The 18599-nt window shown below is 67.9% G+C and carries 12 protein-coding genes and 2 pseudogenes; 8 read left to right on the forward strand and 6 right to left on the reverse strand.

Annotated elements, in window-relative coordinates; genetic code table 11:
• Nucleotides 1–2 precede the first annotated feature (2 nt).
• The gene (cydB, locus tag QOL88_RS19635; RefSeq protein ID WP_097217827.1) at nucleotides 3–1007 is read right to left on the reverse strand and encodes a cytochrome d ubiquinol oxidase subunit II; all 1005 of its coding nucleotides are present in this window, start codon (nucleotides 1005–1007) and stop codon (nucleotides 3–5) included.
• A 20-nt stretch (nucleotides 1008–1027) separates the two neighbouring features.
• On the reverse strand, nucleotides 1028–2536 hold the full coding sequence (locus QOL88_RS19640) for a cytochrome ubiquinol oxidase subunit I (RefSeq protein ID WP_097217829.1): 1509 nt from the start codon (nucleotides 2534–2536) through the stop codon (nucleotides 1028–1030).
• Nucleotides 2537–2685: 149 nt separating this feature from the next.
• Here QOL88_RS19640 and QOL88_RS19645 point away from each other — a divergent pair, with 149 nt between their 5' ends.
• Nucleotides 2686–3078 (forward strand): cyclophilin-like fold protein, encoded by a 393-nt coding sequence (locus QOL88_RS19645; protein WP_097217831.1) that lies wholly within the window; start codon nucleotides 2686–2688, stop codon nucleotides 3076–3078.
• A gap of 96 nt (nucleotides 3079–3174) precedes the next feature.
• On the opposite strand, the gene hisC is transcribed toward QOL88_RS19645, so the two are convergent.
• Nucleotides 3175–4254 (reverse strand): histidinol-phosphate transaminase, encoded by a 1080-nt coding sequence (gene hisC, locus QOL88_RS19650; RefSeq protein WP_097217833.1) that lies wholly within the window; start codon nucleotides 4252–4254, stop codon nucleotides 3175–3177.
• Between the two features lie 431 nt (nucleotides 4255–4685).
• Between hisC and QOL88_RS19655 the strand changes: the two genes are divergently transcribed.
• The 3 genes from QOL88_RS19655 to QOL88_RS19665 all read left to right on the forward strand — a co-directional run bounded on the left by QOL88_RS19655 (nucleotide 4686) and on the right by QOL88_RS19665 (nucleotide 8242).
• The gene (locus tag QOL88_RS19655) at nucleotides 4686–5801 is read left to right on the forward strand and encodes a LacI family DNA-binding transcriptional regulator (RefSeq protein ID WP_097217835.1); all 1116 of its coding nucleotides are present in this window, start codon (nucleotides 4686–4688) and stop codon (nucleotides 5799–5801) included.
• A gap of 299 nt (nucleotides 5802–6100) precedes the next feature.
• Nucleotides 6101–7192 (forward strand): metallophosphoesterase, encoded by a 1092-nt coding sequence (locus QOL88_RS19660; protein ID WP_097217837.1) that lies wholly within the window; start codon nucleotides 6101–6103, stop codon nucleotides 7190–7192.
• 183 nt (nucleotides 7193–7375) lie between these two features.
• A complete protein-coding gene (locus QOL88_RS19665) occupies nucleotides 7376–8242 on the forward strand; it encodes a hypothetical protein (RefSeq protein WP_097217839.1) in 867 nt (288 codons plus the stop codon).
• A gap of 120 nt (nucleotides 8243–8362) precedes the next feature.
• Here QOL88_RS19665 and QOL88_RS19670 read toward each other — a convergent pair.
• Nucleotides 8363–8491: pseudogene (locus tag QOL88_RS19670) on the reverse strand (thiamine biosynthesis protein ThiC); the annotation flags it as partial.
• Nucleotides 8492–8567: 76 nt separating this feature from the next.
• On the opposite strand from QOL88_RS19670, the gene QOL88_RS19675 reads away from it, so the two are divergent.
• Nucleotides 8568–10133 carry a recombinase family protein gene (locus QOL88_RS19675; RefSeq protein ID WP_257027829.1) on the forward strand — a complete coding sequence of 522 codons (1566 nt, stop codon included), beginning with the start codon at nucleotides 8568–8570 and terminating at the stop codon, nucleotides 10131–10133.
• 135 nt (nucleotides 10134–10268) lie between these two features.
• Here QOL88_RS19675 and QOL88_RS19680 read toward each other — a convergent pair whose 3' ends face one another.
• A complete protein-coding gene (locus QOL88_RS19680; RefSeq protein ID WP_257027830.1) occupies nucleotides 10269–11045 on the reverse strand; it encodes a replication initiator in 777 nt (258 codons plus the stop codon).
• A 457-nt stretch (nucleotides 11046–11502) separates the two neighbouring features.
• On the opposite strand from QOL88_RS19680, the gene QOL88_RS19685 reads away from it, so the two are divergent.
• Complete coding sequence (locus QOL88_RS19685) at nucleotides 11503–13428, forward strand: pentapeptide repeat-containing protein (RefSeq protein ID WP_097217841.1); 1926 nt, start codon at nucleotides 11503–11505, stop codon at nucleotides 13426–13428.
• A 122-nt stretch (nucleotides 13429–13550) separates the two neighbouring features.
• Nucleotides 13551–13793, forward strand: a pseudogene (locus QOL88_RS38870) (DnaA ATPase domain-containing protein); the annotation flags it as partial.
• A gap of 1009 nt (nucleotides 13794–14802) precedes the next feature.
• Here the strand turns inward: QOL88_RS38870 and thiC are convergent.
• A complete protein-coding gene (gene thiC / locus QOL88_RS19695; protein ID WP_097217843.1) occupies nucleotides 14803–16605 on the reverse strand; it encodes a phosphomethylpyrimidine synthase ThiC in 1803 nt (600 codons plus the stop codon).
• Between the two features lie 254 nt (nucleotides 16606–16859).
• Here thiC and QOL88_RS19700 point away from each other — a divergent pair, with 254 nt between their 5' ends.
• Complete coding sequence (locus QOL88_RS19700; RefSeq protein WP_097217845.1) at nucleotides 16860–18572, forward strand: YibE/F family protein; 1713 nt, start codon at nucleotides 16860–16862, stop codon at nucleotides 18570–18572.
• Nucleotides 18573–18599 lie beyond the last annotated feature (27 nt).

Genomic DNA, 18599 nt, shown 5'->3' on the forward strand with positions numbered 1-18599 from the left:
CCTCAGTGCGCGGTCTCGGCAATGTGCTGCGTACCGATCCGCTTGCGGAAGACCCAGTACGTCCAGCCCTGGTAGAGCAGGACGACCGGGGTGGCGATCCCGGCACACCAGGTCATGATCTTCAGCGTGTACGGGCTGGACGAGGCATTGGTGACCGTCAGGCTCCAGTCCGGGTTCAGTGTCGACGGCATGACGTTCGGGAACAGCGTCAGGAAGAGCATCGCCACCGCGGCCACGATGGTGAGTCCCGACAGGGCGAACGCCCAGCCCTCACGCCCGGCCCGGGCCGCGACCAGGGCCACGAGGAGCGATGCCACGGCCACGACCATCGCCACGAGCGACGCACCGTCGCCCCGGTCGGACTGCGTCCACAGCAGGAAGGCGAGCGCCAGCAGGGCGGTCACCAGCCCGACGCGCAGCGCCAGCTTCCTCGCCCGCTCCCGGATCTCCCCGACGGTCTTGAGCCCGACGAACACCGTCCCGTGGAAGGTGAACAGCGACAGCGTGACCAGACCGCCCAGCAGCGCGTACGGGTTGAGCAGATCCAGGACGCCGCCGGCGTAGTTGAAGTCCTGGTCGATCTTCACGCCCCGCACGATGTTGGCGAAGGCCACGCCCCACAGGAACGCGGGCAGCAGCGAGGCCCAGAAGATCGCGGTCTCCCAGTTGCGCTGCCAGTTCTCCTCCGGCCGCTTCACCCGGTACTCGAAGGCCACACCCCGGACGATCAGGCAGACCAGGATGAGCAGCAGGGGCAGGTAGAAGCCGGAGAAGAGCGTCGCGTACCACTCGGGGAAGGCGGCGAAGGTCGCGCCGCCCGCCGAGAGCAGCCACACCTCGTTGCCGTCCCAGACGGGCCCGATGGTGTTGATCAGCACCCGCTTCTCGGGCCGGTTGCGGGCGAGCAGCTTGGTGAGCACCCCGACCCCGAAGTCGAAGCCCTCCAGGAAGAAGTAGCCGGTCCACAGGACGGCGATCAGGACGAACCAGACGTCGTGCAGTTCCATGACTGTGCAGCTCCCTCGGCCTAGTACGAGAAGGCCATCGGCTTGTCGGCGTCACGGGAGTCGCCGCCGATCTTCGTGGGCGGGTTGAGGTCGGCCTCGGTGAGCTCCGGCGGGCCCGCCTTGACGTACTTGACCAGCAGCTTGACCTCGATGACGGCGAGGATCGCGTAGAGCGTGGTGAAGACGATCATCGAGGTGATGACCTCGGCCTGGGAGACACCGGGGGAGACCGCGTCACGCGTCTGGAACAGGCCGTAGACGACCCACGGCTGGCGGCCCATCTCGGTGAAGATCCAGCCCCAGGAGCTGGCGATCAGCGGGAAGCCCAGGGTGAGGATCGCGATGCGCCAGTACCACTTGGTGAGGGTCGGGCCGAGCGCCTTCTTCGGCAGCAGCACGAGATGCGGCACTTCGTCGTCGCCCGTCCTCAGGTGCTGCGGCAGCATGAACTTCTTGCGGGTCAGCCACAGCCCGGCCAGGCCGATGGCGAACGACGTCATGCCGAAGCCGATCATCCACCGGAAGCCCCAGTAGGCCACCGGGATGTTGGGCCGGTAGTCGCCGGGCCCGTACTTCTCCTGCTCGGCCTTGTTGATGTCGTTGATGCCGGGCACGTACGAGGTGAAGTCGTCCTTCGCGAGGAAGGACAGCAGGCCGGGGATCTCGATGGCGACCTTGTTGTGGCCCTTGTCGACGTCGCCGACGGCGAAGACCGAGAAGGGGGCCGGCTTCTCGCCGTCCCACAGCGCCTCGGCGGCGGCCATCTTCATCGGCTGCTGCTGGTACATGATCTTGCCCAGCACGTCGCCGCTGATCGCGGTGAGGAGACCGCCGATGACCACGGTCACGAGGCCCAGCCGCAGCGAGGTCTTCATCACCGGGACGTGCTTCTTGCGGGCCAGGTGGAAGGCGGCGATGCCGACCATGAAGGCGCCGCCGGTCAGGAAGGCCGCGGTGAGTGTGTGGAAGACCTGGGCGAGCGCGGTGTTCTGGGTGAGCACCAGCCAGAAGTCGGTGAGCTCGGCCCGGCCCTTCGCGCCGTTGATCCGGTAGCCGACCGGGTGCTGCATCCAGGAGTTGGCCGCGAGGATGAAGTAGGCCGACAGGATCGTGCCGATCGAGACCATCCATATACAGGCCAGATGGATCTTCTTCGGCAGCTTGTCCCAGCCGAAGATCCACAGGCCGATGAAGGTCGACTCGAAGAAGAAGGCGATCAGGGCCTCGAAGGCCAGCGGCGCACCGAAGACGTCACCGACGAAGCGTGAGTAGTCGGACCAGTTCATGCCGAACTGGAACTCCTGCACGATGCCGGTGACCACGCCCATCGCGATGTTGATCAGGAAGAGCTTGCCCCAGAACTTCGTCGCCTGGAGGTACTTCTCCTTCTCCGTCCGCACCCAAGCCGTCTGCAGACCGGCCGTGAGCGCGGCCAGCGAGATCGTCAGGGGGACGAACAGAAAGTGGTAGACGGTGGTGATGCCGAACTGCCATCGCGCCAGGGTCTCCGGCGCCAAAGCCAGGTCCACGTCGCCGCTCCTTACCTGCGCTTGTGAAAGCGTTCACATTCACAAGCCATTATGCAGCACGGACTTTCGAGCCCTGGAGGGGGTCCCCTGTCTCCCCCGTCACAGTCGACCCCTTGGCCCGAACTTCAACATATTGTTGAATCAGCGGCATGCAGACACCGACATCGGTACAGATACGGATCTCCTGGCCCGCGGGCCATCTCGACGCGTCGCTCGACGACACTCCAACCAGCCAGGCCCTGGTCAAGGCGCTGCCTCTCGTCTCCACCGCCCGCACCTGGGGCCAGGAGGTGTACTTCGACACGGGCGTGTCGGTTTCACGTGAAACAGGCGCCCGGGAGGTCGTCGACCCGGGCACCGTCGCCTTCTGGACCGACGGCGACGCCCTCGCCCTCCCCTACGGGCCCACGCCGATCTCGCGAGGCGACGAGTGCCGCCTCGCCGGCCCGTGCAATGTCCTGGGCCGCCTCGACGGCGACCCCGGCCTGCTCGCGACCGTGCGGGACGGCGACTCTGTACGCGTGGAACTCCTGGACGCCTGACCTGGCTCGCGGACTCTGCTGCTCCCTGTGGAGCCTCACGCTCCTTGCGGGCCCCCGCCCGGCCTCTCGCGGGCCCCCACCGCTCCACGCCGAGCCCTACAGCTCCTTGCGGAACCCTTCCGACACCTTCAGGAAGATGTCGTTCGCCTCGGCCTCTCCGACCGTCACCCGCACACCCTCGCCCGGGAACGGCCGGATCACCACACCCGCCTGCTCGCACGCCTGCGCGAACGCGACCGTGCGCTCCCCCAGCCGCAACCACACGAAGTTGGCCTGGGTCTCGGGCACCGTCCAGCCCTGCGAGCGCAGCCCGTCGACCACGCGCGTGCGCTCGCACACCAGCGAGCCGACCCGGCCGAACAGTTCGTCCTCGGCCCGCAGTGAGGCGATCGCCGCCTCCTGCGCGAGCTGACTCACACCGAACGGCACCGCCGTCTTGCGCAGCGCCGCGGCCACCGGTTCGTGGGCGATGGCGAAACCGACGCGCAGGCCGGCGAGGCCGTACGCCTTGGAGAAGGTCCGCAGGACACAGACGTTGGGCCGGTCGCGGTAGATCTCACAGCCGTCCGGCACCTCGGGGTCGCGGATGAACTCGCGGTAGGCCTCGTCGAGGACCACCAGCACATCGCTCGGGACCCGGTCGAGGAAGCGCTCCAGCTCCGCCCGCCGTACCACCGTGCCGGTCGGGTTGTTGGGGTTGCAGACGAAGATCAGGCGCGTGCGGTCGGTGATCGCGTCGGCCATCGCGTCGAGGTCGTGCACATCCCCGGGTGTCAGCGGCACCTGAACCGACGTCGCGCCGCTGATCTGCGTGATGATCGGGTACGCCTCGAAGGACCGCCAGGCGTACATGACCTCGTCGCCGGGGCCTGAGGTGGCCTGGATCAGCTGCTGGGCGACGCCGACCGAACCGGTGCCGGTGGCCAGGTGGGAGAGGGGCACTCCGAACCGCTCGGACAGCTCGTTCATCAGCCCCGTGCAGGCCATGTCCGGGTAACGGTTGAAGTTGCCGGCCGCCGCCGTCACGCTCTCCATCACGCCCGGCAGCGGCGGATACGGGTTCTCGTTGGAGGACAGCTTGTAGGCCACCGGACCACCTGCCGCGGCGGGCTTGCCCGGCTTGTAGGTGGGGATCCCCTCCAGCTCGGCGCGCAGCTTGGGGCTCGTCTCGCTCACCGCAGTCCTCCTCGTGAAGACCGGCGGCCCATGACCGCCGCCGACATCCAATACTGCTCACCTTATGAGGATTCAGCGCTGCTGCGTATAGCCACGACCGAGCGGCCGGCTCCGGCCTCGTCCGTCCCACCGGCATCAGGGGCATCACCACACCAAGGCGTACGAATCCGGGGGCGCGCTGCACATATATCTATGCGCCGGTGGTGCACGCCGTGGCGCGCATCCCCCGTGCAGGTGAGTTGAGACCTCTTCGCAACATCGCCCCCTCGACAGGCCTGTGCGTGCCGACAAGACACGTACTGGCTTGAGAGCGCTCAACACCCTTGGTTTCCCAAGCAATTGAGGTTAAATGATCATGCAGAAACGTGCCTGTCAACGCGCGCATATGCGTCCGCACTACCCCACCGCATGAGCCCTACTATCGGCTCGCCATGACAGCAGCAGGGAAGCACCAGGTGAGCCGCGCGGAAACCTCACGGCGAGGCAGTCGGCCGGGCCGGGCCGGCATCAGAGACGTGGCCGCCGCCGCCGGAGTCTCCATCACGACCGTCTCCGACGCCCTCAACGGCAAGGGCCGGCTCCCGGACGCCACCCGGCGCCATGTCCGGGAAGTCGCCGACCGGCTGGGCTACCGGCCCTCGGCCGCGGCCCGGACCCTTCGTACCGGCAAGTCGGGACTCATCGGCCTGACCGTGACCACGTACGGGGATGAACCTTTCACCTTCACGGAGTTCGCGTACTTCGCCGAGATGGCGCGGGCCGCCACCTCCGCCGCGCTCGCCCGCGGCTACGCCCTCGTCATCCTGCCCGCGACGTCCCGCCACGACGTGTGGTCGAACGTCGCCCTGGACGGCACGGTCGTCATCGACCCCTCCGACCAGGACCCGGTCGTCAGCGAACTCGTCCGGCAGGGGCTGCCGGTCGTCTCCGACGGCCGCCCGGCCGGTGCGCTGCCGGTCACGGCCTGGGTCGACAACGACCACGAGGCCGCCGTCCTCGGCATCCTCGACCACCTGGCCGACGCCGGCGCCCGCCGCATCGGCCTGCTGACCGGCACCACCACGGACACGTACACCCACCTGTCGACCACCGCGTACCTGCGCTGGTGCGAGCGGGTCGGCCAGGATCCGGTGTACGAGGCCTACCCGGCGCACGATCCGTGCGCGGGCGCCGTCGCCGCCGACCGACTCCTCGCCCGGCCCGACCGGCCCGACGCGGTCTACGGACTGTTCGACCCGAACGGCACCGACCTGCTCGCCGCCGCCCGCCGCTACGGCCTGCGCGTCCCCGAGGACCTGCTGCTGGTCTGCTGCAGCGAGTCCACGGTGTACGCCAACACAGAGCCGCCCATCACCACCCTCTCCCTGAAGCCGCGCCGCATCGGCACGGCGGTGGTCCAGCTCCTCATCGACGCCATCGAGGGAGTGGACTGCGACCACCACCCGGTGGAGCAGGTGATACCGACGGAGCTGATCGTGCGCACCTCGTCCCAGCGACGCCCGCCGCGCACGACGGTCAGCCCGCCGCGTTCACCCGAGGGGGCGTAGGCCCCGGGGTGCGGTCCTTCAGGCCCGCACCCGGGTAAGTGGAAGGTCTCACTCCTGGGGAGAAACAGGGCCGGTCCCCCGGAGAGAAGGGATCGTTCTCGCGAAGAGAAGAAGTGCGAGGACGGTCACACGGTGGTCAAAGCCCGGCTCAATCGGGGCGAAAGCCGCGGTGAACTGGACTCTTGCTCTGATTCACCACCCCTGGGTCATCACATGGCGCGATCCGCATTCCTATGATGGGCCCACGACACCCGCGGGCCGCTACGACCAGGCAGTCCGATGCGGTGCAATGCGGCGCGATGGTGGAGGGGTCGATGACTCAGGGGGCCGGTCAGGGACCCGAGGTGGAGCGGACGGCGACGTTGCGCGACTTCCGGGTGCCCGCGTACGTCCACGAGGCCGGTCCGCACATGCACAGCGCCCACCCCGGCGAGGTCGCCCCGACGCCCGAGGAGACCTACCCCGAGGGGTACACGCCGACCCAGCGCGACCTTCCCGTCGTCAACCGGGGTGACACTGTCCAGGTGACCGTGGACCCCGAGACCGCCGCCGCCCCGCAGGCCTCCACCGGGCAGGGCCCGCTGTACGTCGTGGGTGACGTGCACGGCTACCTCGACCAGCTGATGTCGGCCCTCCAGGAGAAGGGCCTGCTCGACGCCGCCGGCAACTGGTGCGCAGGCACCGCCCGGCTGTGGTTCCTCGGCGACTTCACCGACCGCGGCCCCGACGGCATCGGCGTCATCGACCTGGTGATGCGGCTGTCCGCCGAGGCCGCCGCGGCCGGCGGCTACTGCAAGGCGCTCATGGGCAACCACGAGCTGCTGCTGCTGGGCGCGAAGCGGTTCGGCGACACCCCCGTCAACTCCGGCGCGGGCACCGCCACCTTCCAGGCGGCCTGGCTGCTCAACGGCGGCCAGAAGACCGACATGGACCGCCTCCAGGACCACCACCTGCAGTGGATGTCCCGCCTGGACGCCATCGAGGAGGTCGACGGCCACCTGCTCGTCCACTCCGACACCACCGCCTACCTCGACTACGGCCGCTCCATCGAAGAGGTCAACGACACCGTCCGCGAGACGATCACCCGCAACGACGCGGACGAGGTCTGGGACCTGTTCCGCAAGTTCACCAAGCGGTTCTCCTTCCGCGACGAGGGTGGCGCCGACGCCGTGCGCTCCCTGCTCGATACGTACGGCGGCGCCCGCATCGTTCACGGGCACAGCCCGATTCCGTATCTGCTGGGCGAAGTCGGCTCCGAGGACGACGAGGACAACCGCGACCCCGTGATCGAGGGACCGCACGTCTACGCCGACGGCCTCGCCATCGCCATGGACGGCGGCGTGACCATGGCCGGAAAGCTGCTGGTCCAGCAACTGCCGCTGGATACGTGAACGTTCACCGGGCAGGCGCTCCCGGTCGGAGGACCGGGCCGGTGAGGGGCCAATTTCGGTAAACCCCCTGTCACCCCATACCGTCGCCGCTCTACCATCGGCTTATCCGTAGCAGGCTCCCCTCCGTTTCTGCCCGACGGCTCGTCAGCATGCCGAGCCCCAAGCCCTACGGAGCATCGGGGGATGCACATGAACAGCGTTCCGCAGCACCTGCTGAGCGAGGACCGCCAGGAATACGAGCGGATCCTCGATGAGGCGCTGCGCTCCGCACCACACCGTCCGGAACTGGCCGCTGTAGGACAGCGCCTCAACCCCGAACAGCTGCGCACCATGGCGCTGAACGCCACCGCACTCATCACGGCGGCCGCGTCGACCGAGTACCAGCACTACGTCAAGGTCCGCGACGAACTGCGTCAACCGGCGTCGGCCGGCTCACCGGCCCTGCGTGAATCCGGTTCCTCCGAGCCGGGTACGGGCGCGTCGGGGCTCGCCGCGACCATGGGAGGGGTCGCCGAGACCGTCGGCGCGGGCGCCGTCGCCGTCGTCGCCGTGCTCGCACCCGTCCTGGCCGGAACCGCCGCGGCGATCTTCCTGCTCGTCGGCTACATCCTGCGGATGCTCGACCCCGAGCATGGGTTCGCCCGGACCATGCTCACCACGGGCTGGGTGTTCGGCGCGGTGACCGCGGTCGCGATCCTCGTCGCCGCCGTGGGGCTGCTGCTCACCGCCCTGCGCAACAAGCCCACGGCCGAAAGCGGATCGTACGGCGAACTGCGGGGCGAGGTGGCCCAGGCCAAGGAGGCCTGGCACGAGGCCCTGCTGGAACGCGGCATCCTGCCCTTCCTGCGGGAGGCACTCGTCGACCCCGGCGCGGCCGCCGCGCTGCACCACACGCCGTCGTCGACGCCGGTCAGCCGCATGCCCCACCTCGGCTACGACCGCCCGGGATTCACCAGCCCGGACGACGGCGACCGCGGCTCGCGCCCCAGCTTCAGCAGTCCGGACTACAGCAGCCCGGACTTCGGAGGTCCGGAGCACCAGCCGGAGTAGCACCTATCGAGCCCGTCCGAGGGGGCGCATCCGAGTGGGCCGACCCGAGCGCGGGCCGACCCGAGTGGGCGGACCCACAGGCCGGGGGACCAACGGCCCCCGGGCCTGTGCGCGGCCGGGTCAGTCCGCGATGGGCAGGTACACGCGGTTCCCGCTCGCCGCGAACTCCTGCGACTTCAGGGCCATGCCCTCCTCGATCTCGTTCCGGGTGCCGCCGTGTTCACGGCGGATGTCCTGCGAGATCTTCATACCGTAGAGCATTACTAGAACCCCCACATGCGCTACGGTCGTTCCAGCAGCCCAGCCATGGACCGAGGGGGAACACGTGGGCAAGCGCGAGGAGTTGGTCAGCAAGCTGCGAGGTACGCCCGAGGGGCTGCCGTCCGTCGAGGAAGTGCGCGCCATGCTGGCTGCCGACCCGGAGCTGAAGTGCGTCGTCTGCTACGCACGGATCTCGTTCGACGGCCGAGTGAAGGACGCCCACGGCGTCGAGGACCAGCACCGGGACATGACCGAGACCGCCCGCAGGTTCGGATGGATCGTCGTCTACCGCTACACGGACAACGACAAGAGCGCGAGCAAGGAGAACATCGTTCGCGATGACTTCGAGCAGCTGCTCGCCGATCTTGCTGCCGGGACGACGCCGGACGGGTACCCGATCCACGGCGTCATGGCGGTCAACGACGACCGGCTGTACCGGCGCCCGAGTGACTGGGAGCGGTACCTGAAGGCGTTCACCACGCAGGAAGGCCGCGTCTACCACGACTCGAACGGCATCCAGGACCTCTACGCCGAAGGCTTCGAGATCAAGGGGCTTCTGGGGGTCGCCATGTCTCTCAGCGAGACGAGGAAGAAGGAGCGCAGGAGCAGGAACAGCCACCGCAGCCGGGCGATCCGTGGGCAGTCGGTAGCTGCATGGCGCCCCTTCGGATGGGAGGACGACAAGGTCTCCTTGCGCCCGGACGAGGCAGAAGCCATCCGTCAGGCAGTGAAGGACCTGATCGCGGGTGCCTCCGTCTCCGAGATCACGCGCCGGTGGAAGGAGGCCGGGTTCATCACGAGTCGCGGGAACCCCTTCCAGTACCAGACCGTCAAGCAGGTCCTGGTGAACGCGCGGCTGTGTGGATATCGCGAGATCAAGGGCGAACTTGTCCGTGACGGCGATGATCAGCCCATCGTGGGCGAGTGGGAGCCGATCATCACTCCGAAGGAGTGGTTCGCGGTCACGGCCAAGATCAGGGAACGTGGCCGCGGAACCGGGATGCCGCGCGGCGGCCTGGTCCACAAGTACCTGCTGACCGGCATCCTGCGGTGCGGCCACGTGCTGGAGGACGGCACGGTCTGCAACAACAAGATGATCGGGATCAAGGCGAACGACTGGCTCAAGTACCGGCACGCCTACATGTGCAAGAAGACCGTGGACGGCGGCTGCAACAAGACCTACAAGCGTGGCGACAAGACGGACAAGGTCATCGAGGAACTGGTCATCGCCAAGTTGGAACGCGACGCGGCGAGCAAGGCCCAGGATGTACCGGACTGGGACAAGGCCGATGCCCTGGAGCGAGCCGTCAGGAGCCGCAACGAGCTGGAGCGGCGTTGGCACGACGACGAGGACAGGGACATCGACGATGAGACGTTCTTCCGCAATCTCCCGGTCCTCGAACGGCGGATCAAGGAGCTTCGTGCGGACCAGCGGGCGCACGAAGCACTGAAGGCGGAGGCCGAGGAGGCCAAGGAAGACGTCAGGAACTCGTGGGGGTCGAAGACGCTCACGCAGAAGCGCGAGGCGATCAAGAAGGTCTTGAGCGCAGTGATCGCAGTACCGGGTGGCAAGGGCAACAAGACATTCGACCCTGATCTACTCAAGCATGTGTGGCGGACTTCCGAATGAGCTGAAGTCCGAGGATCTCCCCCACGCTCCGCAGCTGATCATCGGAGAGTGGGGGAGAGTCGCGTAGCTGTCGCTCGATCCACGCTCGTACTGCGGCTTCCTCGCGCTCAACGCTGGGCTTTGCAGAAGACGTGCTCAGTTGGCACCACCGCCAGCTCGGAGAGCCTCCCGCGCGACAGCGCGATTCTGAGCGATGTCATCGGCGATTCCGGCGGCGATGAGCGCAGCGCCCGGGGTATGACCGGAGCCGACGTACCGCCAATGCCTGTCCGTGACCGTCCCGGGGACCTCGACACCGCCTACGCGCTGGGCGCGTTCGGCCCGCAGTGCCGCGAAAGTGGTGGAGTAGGCGCGGGACTTGGTGAGGATGTGGCCCCGGTAGCCCAGTGTGTGAGCCCACGTGCGCAGGTTCAGGGGTTCGAACTCGGGCAGGCCGCCCAGGCGCCAACAGGTCCGCTTGAGAGTACGGACGTGTGCGTTCACGGACGCAGCCTCGATGTCATCCCAGGTAGTGACCCTGTAGTCGATGCCGGCGCCTGTCTCGCTCGCTCCCTTGGTGACGTACTTGGCCACGTAGGCGGCTACGGCATCATCGTCAGGCCCGTCGCCGTCAGCATGTAGTGGGCGCACATCGACTTGGACCCCCCAGCGCAGAACCAGCTCACCCACGGCGGGGCTGTACGGCGTACAGACCAGGACACGGCGAGCGGAGGCGCGTACGGCCTTGATGAGTCGGTCCGCGGCCCAGGGCGGAGGTGCGTCCGCCGGTCCGTTCGGGCCGTCGAGGCGGACGACTGCATGCACGTGGACAACCGCTCGCTTCTGGTACTCGGCGACGCGGGCGAAGGACAGCCGGGCGTGGTCGCGGAAGTGGGACTGTACGAGGCCGACCGAGGAGGCCAGAGCGTGCATGCATCTGATGAAATTTGGCTCCGTTGGCGGCGATTTCTCGGGGGGTGAGGTCATCCTGTGTGTCCCGCTGCCGCGGGAAGCGGCTCGTGCTGGACCTGTGTGAACCGGTCGCCCGAGCGCCGTCCCGGCCTGCCCCACCTCGTGACTGTAGGCGGCGACGTACCACTGGTTCCTGGCGAAGGCGGTCAACGCCGAACGAGACGAGGCCGCCGCACTCGTCCAGGACCGTCAACGCTGGCTCACCATGCGCGGCCTGCCTTCGACGGCCGGGTGCTCGCGGGCGAAGGCATGTGCGCCTCAGGGCACCGTTCCTGACAGATATCTGCGGGTCGTTCAGGCACGTACGGCATGTTCGCAACGTGGGTCCGGTCCCCGACGCTCCGCCGTCGTCGAGCCTGAACCGTTCTCGTCCCCAGGGCGTCCATAGGGGCACCTGACACCGTGGAGCTGCCGCAGCATGAGCACATCCGAACCGCCAGCCTGGCCGCACTGCGCACACGGTGCAGACCCTTCCGCCGACCCTGTCGGCTGCCGCGGCATCCACGTCCCCGGCCACACCGAATGTCTCGCCCACCTGGCCGACGCCGACCGCGACGCCTATCTGGCCAGCCTGTCCCCCGGCGCCAGCATCGACCACCGAGGCACCACGTTCACTGATGCCCTGCTCACCGCCCTGCTCAACGCCCTCCGTAACCCTGCAACGGGTAACGCTCGCTTAGGCACCACCTGGTTCAAGTCGGCGACCTTCGCGGGCAGCGCCGGGTTCGATTCGATGATCTTTGCGGGCGACGCCTCGTTCGACTCAGCGACCTTCGGGGGCAACGCCTCGTTCGGTTCGGCGATCTTTGAGGGCGACGCCTCGTTCGGTTCGGCGATCTTTGAGGGCGACGCCTCGTTCGAGTCGGCCACTTTCAAGGACGACACATGGTTCGGGTCGGCGACCTTCAAGCGCGACGGCTGGTTCGCTTCGGCGACCTTCAAGGGCAACGCCGGGTTCGAGTCGGCGACCATCAGGCAGCTCGCCGGGTTCGAGTCGGCGATCTTTGAGCGCAGTGCCGGGTTCGAGTGGGTGACCTTCGAAAGCGGCGCGCTGTTCGAGTCGGTGACCTTCAGGGGCAGCGCCTTCTTCTCTGCGGCGACCTTCAAGGACACTGCCGAGTTCGAGTCGGCGACCTTCAGGGGAGGCGCCAGGTTCGACTCGGCGACCTTCGACAGCGACGCCGGGTTCGAGTCGGCGACCTTCGAGGGTGACGCCTGGTTCGCTTCGACGACTTTTGTGGCTGCTGATCAGTTCGGGCCATTGGTGTGTGCTGGTCGGGTGGTGTTGTCCGGTGCGAGATTCGGCGGCCCGGTGACCCTCGCGTTGGCCGCGCGTCGTCTGGAGTGCCGTCGCACTCGCTGGACCTCGACAGCGGAGATACGTCTGCGGTTTGCCACGGTGGACTTCGCTCATGCAGTGTTCGAATACCCCCTCACCATCGCCACCGAGCCGGATCCATTCGTGCTCACCACTGGCCAACAGCTCACCGAAGACCTCTTGTCGAGCACGCCCGACCCCGGGGTGCGAGTGGCGTCACTGCGTGGGGTGGACGCGGCCCATCTCGTCCTGGCGGACCTCAATCTGTCGGGATGTCTGTTCGCCGGCACCGTCCATCTTGACCAGCTCCGCTTGGAAGGGGCCTGCGCCTTCGACACGACTCCGCCCGCCGTGCACTGGCGGCGCTGGCCGCCCGTGCGGTTCACCGCGCGCCGCGTCCTGGCCGAGGAACATCACTGGCGCGCAAGCCAACCGCGGGCCGTGCGGGGCTGGAACACGGCGATCCTCGGCGCGGGGCGGACGGGGCCGCTGCAGCTGGCTCCGGTCTACCGGGCGCTGCGCAAGGCCTTCGAGGACGGAAAGCACGAACCGGGGGCGGCGGACTTCTACTACGGCGAGATGGAGATGCGCCGCCACGCCGACGACATCCCCCGCAGCGAACGGGGGCTACTGACCGCCTACTGGGCGCTCTCCGGCTACGGACTGCGCGCATCCCGAGCCCTGGCCTGGCTCGGCGTCGCCATGCTCCTCACCATCGTCCTGCTGATGGCCTTCGGCATCGCGAAGGACACCCCGAAGCAGACCGCGACCGGCACCGTCCCGGCCGGCGGGGGCAAGGTCACCTTCGAGATCGACAAGGACGATCCCCAGAACCCCACCGGCAACCGGTTCACAGGCAAGTGCTTCGAGAAGGCCCTGAACGTGACCCTCAACTCGGTGGTGTTCCGCTCCTCCGGCCAGGACCTGACCACCGCCGGCACCTACATCGAGATGACCTCCCGCCTGACCGAACCCGTCCTGCTGGGCCTGGCCGTCCTCGCCATCCGCAACCGCGTCAAACGCTGACAGCCCTGCCACCACGTGGCCCTGTGCAACGTTCGACTGAACCGTTCACGTGCCTTACTTGCCTGCACCGTCGATCATGCCTCTGAACTGCACAGAAACCCTTCGCCCCCTAGATAATGAGCGCCGTCGCCGAGGCACCGGCGAAGGCCTACAACCCCTTGTTCATCTACGGGGAGTCCGGGCTCGGCAAGACGCATCTGCTGCACGCGATCGGGCACTACACGCGCAGCCTCTACCCGGGCACCCGCGTGCGGTACGTGAGCTCGGAGGAGTTCACCAACGAGTTCATCAACTCCATCCGCGACGGCAAGGGCGACAGCTTCCGCAAGCGCTACCGCGAGATGGACATCCTGCTCGTCGACGACACCTTCAACAGCCATGTGCCTGTGCCGGAGCTGACGGATCCGTCGCTGCCGAAGTTCGGCGGCCGCGACCACACGACCGTAAGACACACCGACAGCAAGATCCGCGCGCTGACAGCGGAGCGTCGCTCGCTCTACAGCTAGGTCACCGAGCTGGCCAACCGCATCAAGAACGGCTAAGGCAACCGCAGTACCGCGCCGAGGATGCTCTGGACGCGATCAATGCGTTCACTGGGCACATTCCAGGGGGTTAGCCAGCGCGATCATCGGCGTCGGTGGCAGCAAGGAGACCGACCTCATCCGACGGTACCGGGAGTTAGCTACGTACTGATGGCTGGCGGGGTGCCCTGTCAGCGTGCAATTGGATGCGCCGCATCCTCTTGACGTTGCGGTGAGGCTTTCGCTCCGTGCACGACGCCTCGCTCGCCTGCGCAGAAGCACGCATCGGCAGCCTGTTCAGTGAGCTCCTGTCCTTCCATCCCGCCTTTGCTGGGGCGCTCTTGACCTCGACAGGCACCTACTGTCAGTGCGGTGCGTCAAACTAGACCCGCGGTCGACAGGGCCTCCTCCGGAAACGGCGGCGGCCCCCTGGTCCTACGCAGGAGGCCGCCAACACCGTTAGGAACATCAACCAAGGGAGGCCGAGATTCCCAGCAACAGGAAGTGTAGGCGCACGGTCTGTCAGCGACCTACTTCGAAGATCGCCCGGACGTCGCGAAAGCGCGGCGGTAGGCACTTCCACATTGCGGAACGATCCGCCCGGCCACACTTTCGCCGGCTCCTGCATTCTGCTGGCGATGAGCTGGTGCGCGTCGCCGTGAAGGCGAGCGTGAGCGGGATCGGAGTGCTCGCGCTGTACTGGTGGAATCATCACCACTGAGCCGTGCCGAGACGCGTGCTGGTCTGCTCTACGGCCCGGTCGTCCACTACGTGTACGGCGTGGACGACCGGGCGGTCCGTACTACCGGCCAGGTTCAGGCCGCTCCAAGGCACGGACCGCCGCACGTTGGACTCAGTCCGCGATCGGCAGGTACACCCGATTGCCCGCCTCGGCGAACTCCTTCGACTTCTGCAGCATCCCCTCGGCGATCTCCTCGGACGAGGCCCCCTCAGCCGCCGCACCACCGAACCGCTCTGTGATGCTTTGGCTAATCTTCATGCTGCAGAACTTGGGACCGCACATCGAGCAGAAGTGAGCCGTCTTGGCCGGCTCGGCGGGCAGGGTCTCGTCGTGGAACTCCCGTGCCGTGTCCGGGTCGAGGGCCAGGTTGAACTGGTCCTCCCACCGGAACTCGAAACGGGCGTCGGACAGCGCGTCGTCCCACTCCTGCGCACCCGGGTGTCCCTTGGCGAGGTCGGCTGCGTGGGCGGCGATCTTGTAGGTGATGACGCCGGTCTTGACGTCGTCACGGTTCGGCAGGCCCAGGTGCTCCTTGGGCGTGACGTAACACAGCATCGCCGTGCCCCACCAGGCGATCATCGCGGCACCGATGCCGGAGGTGATGTGGTCGTACGCCGGTGCGACGTCCGTGGTCAGCGGGCCGAGCGTATAGAACGGAGCTTCATCGCAGATCTCCTGCTGAAGGTCGATGTTCTCCTTGATCTTGTGCATCGGGACGTGGCCCGGGCCCTCGATCATGGTCTGTACGTTGAAACGCTTCGCGATCCGGTTGAGTTCCCCGAGGGTGCGCAACTCCGCGAACTGCGCCTCGTCGTTGGCGTCCGCGATCGATCCGGGCCGGAGGCCGTCCCCGAGCGAGTAGGTGACGTCGTACGCGGCGAGGATCTCGCAGAGTTCCTCGAAGTTCTCGTACAGGAACGACTCCTTGTGGTGTGCGAGGCACCAGGCGGCCATGATCGAGCCGCCACGGGAGACGATGCCGGTCTTGCGGTTCGCCGTCAGCGGGACGTACGCCAGGCGCACACCCGCGTGGACCGTCATGTAGTCCACGCCCTGCTCGGCCTGTTCGATGACCGTGTCCTTGTAGATCTCCCAGGTCAGCTCCTCCGCCCGGCCGTCGACCTTCTCCAGGGCCTGGTAGAGCGGCACGGTGCCGATGGGGACGGGGGAGTTGCGCAGCACCCACTCGCGCGTGGTGTGGATGTTGCGGCCGGTGGACAGGTCCATGACCGTGTCGGCGCCCCAACGGGTCGCCCAGGTCATCTTCTCGACCTCCTCCTCGATGGAGGACGTCACCGCCGAGTTGCCGATGTTGGCGTTGACCTTCACCAGGAACCGCTTGCCGATGATCATCGGCTCGATCTCCGGGTGGTTGACGTTGGCCGGCAGCACGGCCCGGCCCGCGGCGATCTCGTCCCGCACGACCTCCGGCGCCACGTTCTCCCGGATGGCGACGTACTCCATCTCGGGCGTGATCTCGCCGCGGCGGGCATACGCGAGTTGCGTGACCGCCTGCCCGGTCCTGCCGCGACGCGGCTGGCGCGCCCGGCCAGGGAAGACCGCGTCCAGGTTGCGGAGACCGCCCCGGGGCGAGGTGTGCTTGATGCCGTCGTCCTCGGGACGGACGGGACGGCCCGCGTACTCCTCGGTGTCGCCGCGGGCGATGATCCAGTTCTCGCGCAGCGGCGGCAGGCCCCTGCGGACGTCGGTGTCGACGAGCGGATCGGTGTACGGGCCCGACGTGTCGTACAGCGTGACCGACTGGCCGTTGGTGAGGTGCACCTGACGGACCGGCACGCGCAGGTCGGGGCGGGTGCCCTCGACATACGCCTTGTGCCAGCCGATGGACTTCCCGGCCTCCTCGGACTTCTCGCCCTGAATGGAGGCAGGCGTGCGTGCGTCCTTGCTGGTCATGAGACCTACTCCCTACGCCGGCATTACCCGGTAACAGGTTCGGCGGTCGACGCAGCGATGTCCGTCCGGTGACGTTTCGTGTGAAACATCACTCGAGTCCGGCGATGTTTCATGTGAAACATCGCCGGGACGGAGGTCAGCGCCCTCTCAGCCCGGTGCTCCGAGCTCCCGCGTGTACAAAAGGTGCCTCCACGCTAGCGGCAATTCTGGCGCGGTGAACAGAGGGCCCCCCTCGTTCTTGCGATGATCGGGCGGTGACCACGACGCAGCGTCCCTCCTACCCACCGCCCGAGCCGCCCCGCGGATCCGGCGCCGGAAACGGCAACGGCCGTGGTGGCGGCCATGATTTCGTCGCCCCGGCCGGACACGGGCCGAGCAGGGGGCAGAGCCCCGGGCTCGGGTACGGGCGTGACGCGGGTTTCGATCCCGGCTCCGCCCCCGGTGGCGAGTACGGACCGGGCTTCGGCGGAGGCCAGGGTGCCGGGCCTTCCGGCGGCCACGGTGGCTCTGGCGGTCCCGCCGGTGGGCAGGGCCCCGGTGGTGGGCACGGCTCAGGGGCCCGTGGAGGTGGCGGGCACAGTCATGGCGGGGGCGACGGGCACGGTCACGGCGACGGACACGGACACGGGCCCGCCCCGGGTGGCGGGCCCGGGCACTCCCACAGCCACAACCACGGTCCGGCCACGCCCGTCTCCCGGCATCTGCGCAAGGTCATCGCTGCGATCCTGATCCCGTTCGCCGCGGCGGTCCTGGTCGGTCTCGCCGTGCTGTGGCCGGGTGGCGCTCCGTCGCACGAACGCACCGGCGTCGGCTTCGACCGGCAGACTCAGGGTGCCACGGTCACCAAGGTGGTCGAGGTGAGCTGCAAGGAGGCCGGCGCTTCGGGCGTCCCGCCGACCGGCGACACCTCCACCGCCGAGGGTTCCTCCGCGGTGCAGCAGGAGAAGGGCACCTGCAAGCGGGCGACGATCCGGGTCGACGACGGCGACGACAAGGGCCGTACGTTCACCGAGATCGTCCAGCCCGACCAGTCCCGCCAGCTGCACGAGGGCCAGGAGGTCGTGGTCGCCTACGAGCCCTCGGCGCCGAAGGACCTGCAGTACTCGGTCACCGACATCAACCGCCGTCTGCCCATGGGGCTGCTGGCCGGCATCTTCGCGATCGCCGTCGTGGTCGTCGGACGGCTGCGGGGCGTCATGGCCCTGGTCGCGCTGGCCATCAGTTTCATGGTGTTGAACTTCTTCATCCTGCCCGCGATCCTGCAGGGCTCGAACCCGCTGGTCGTGGCCGTGGTGGGCGCCAGCGCCATCATGCTCATCGCCCTGTACCTGTGCCACGGCCTGTCCGCCCGGACATCGGTGGCCGTGCTGGGCACGCTCATCTCGCTGCTGCTGATCGGCATCCTCGGCTCGGTGTTCATCGACTGGGCGGCCCTGAGCGGCAACACCGACGACAACACCGGGCTGATCCACGGCCTCTACCCGACGATCGACATGAGCGGTCTGCTGCTCGCCGGCGTCATCATCGGCTCGTTGGGCGTGCTCGACGACGTGACGGTCACGCAGACCTCGGCGGTCTGGGAGCTGCACGAGGCCAACCCCTCGATGGGCTGGCGCGGGCTCTACCGCGCGGGCATCCGGATCGGCCGCGACCACATCGCCTCGGTCGTCAACACGCTCGTCCTCGCCTACGCGGGTGCCGCACTGCCGCTCCTGCTGCTGTTCTCGATCGCGCAGAGCGATGTGGGGACGGTCGCCAACAGTGAGCTGGTCGCGGAGGAGATCGTGCGCACGCTGGTCGGTTCGATCGGCCTGGTCGCCTCGGTGCCGGTCACCACGGCTCTGGCGGCGCTGGTGGTCTCCGCCGACCGCCCCGGCACGGAGCCATCTGGGGTCGCGGGTGGGCAGGCCGTGGAAGCCTCTGCCGTCCCCGCACGCGGGGGGAGGGGCCGGCGCCGCAAGCGCTGACGTCGCCCAACTCGCAAGGAGATCGCC

Origin of the sequence: Streptomyces sp. Ag82_O1-12 (assembly GCF_900182715.1) — a bacterium.
GTDB classification, from domain to species: Bacteria; Actinomycetota; Actinomycetes; order Streptomycetales; family Streptomycetaceae; genus Streptomyces; species Streptomyces massasporeus.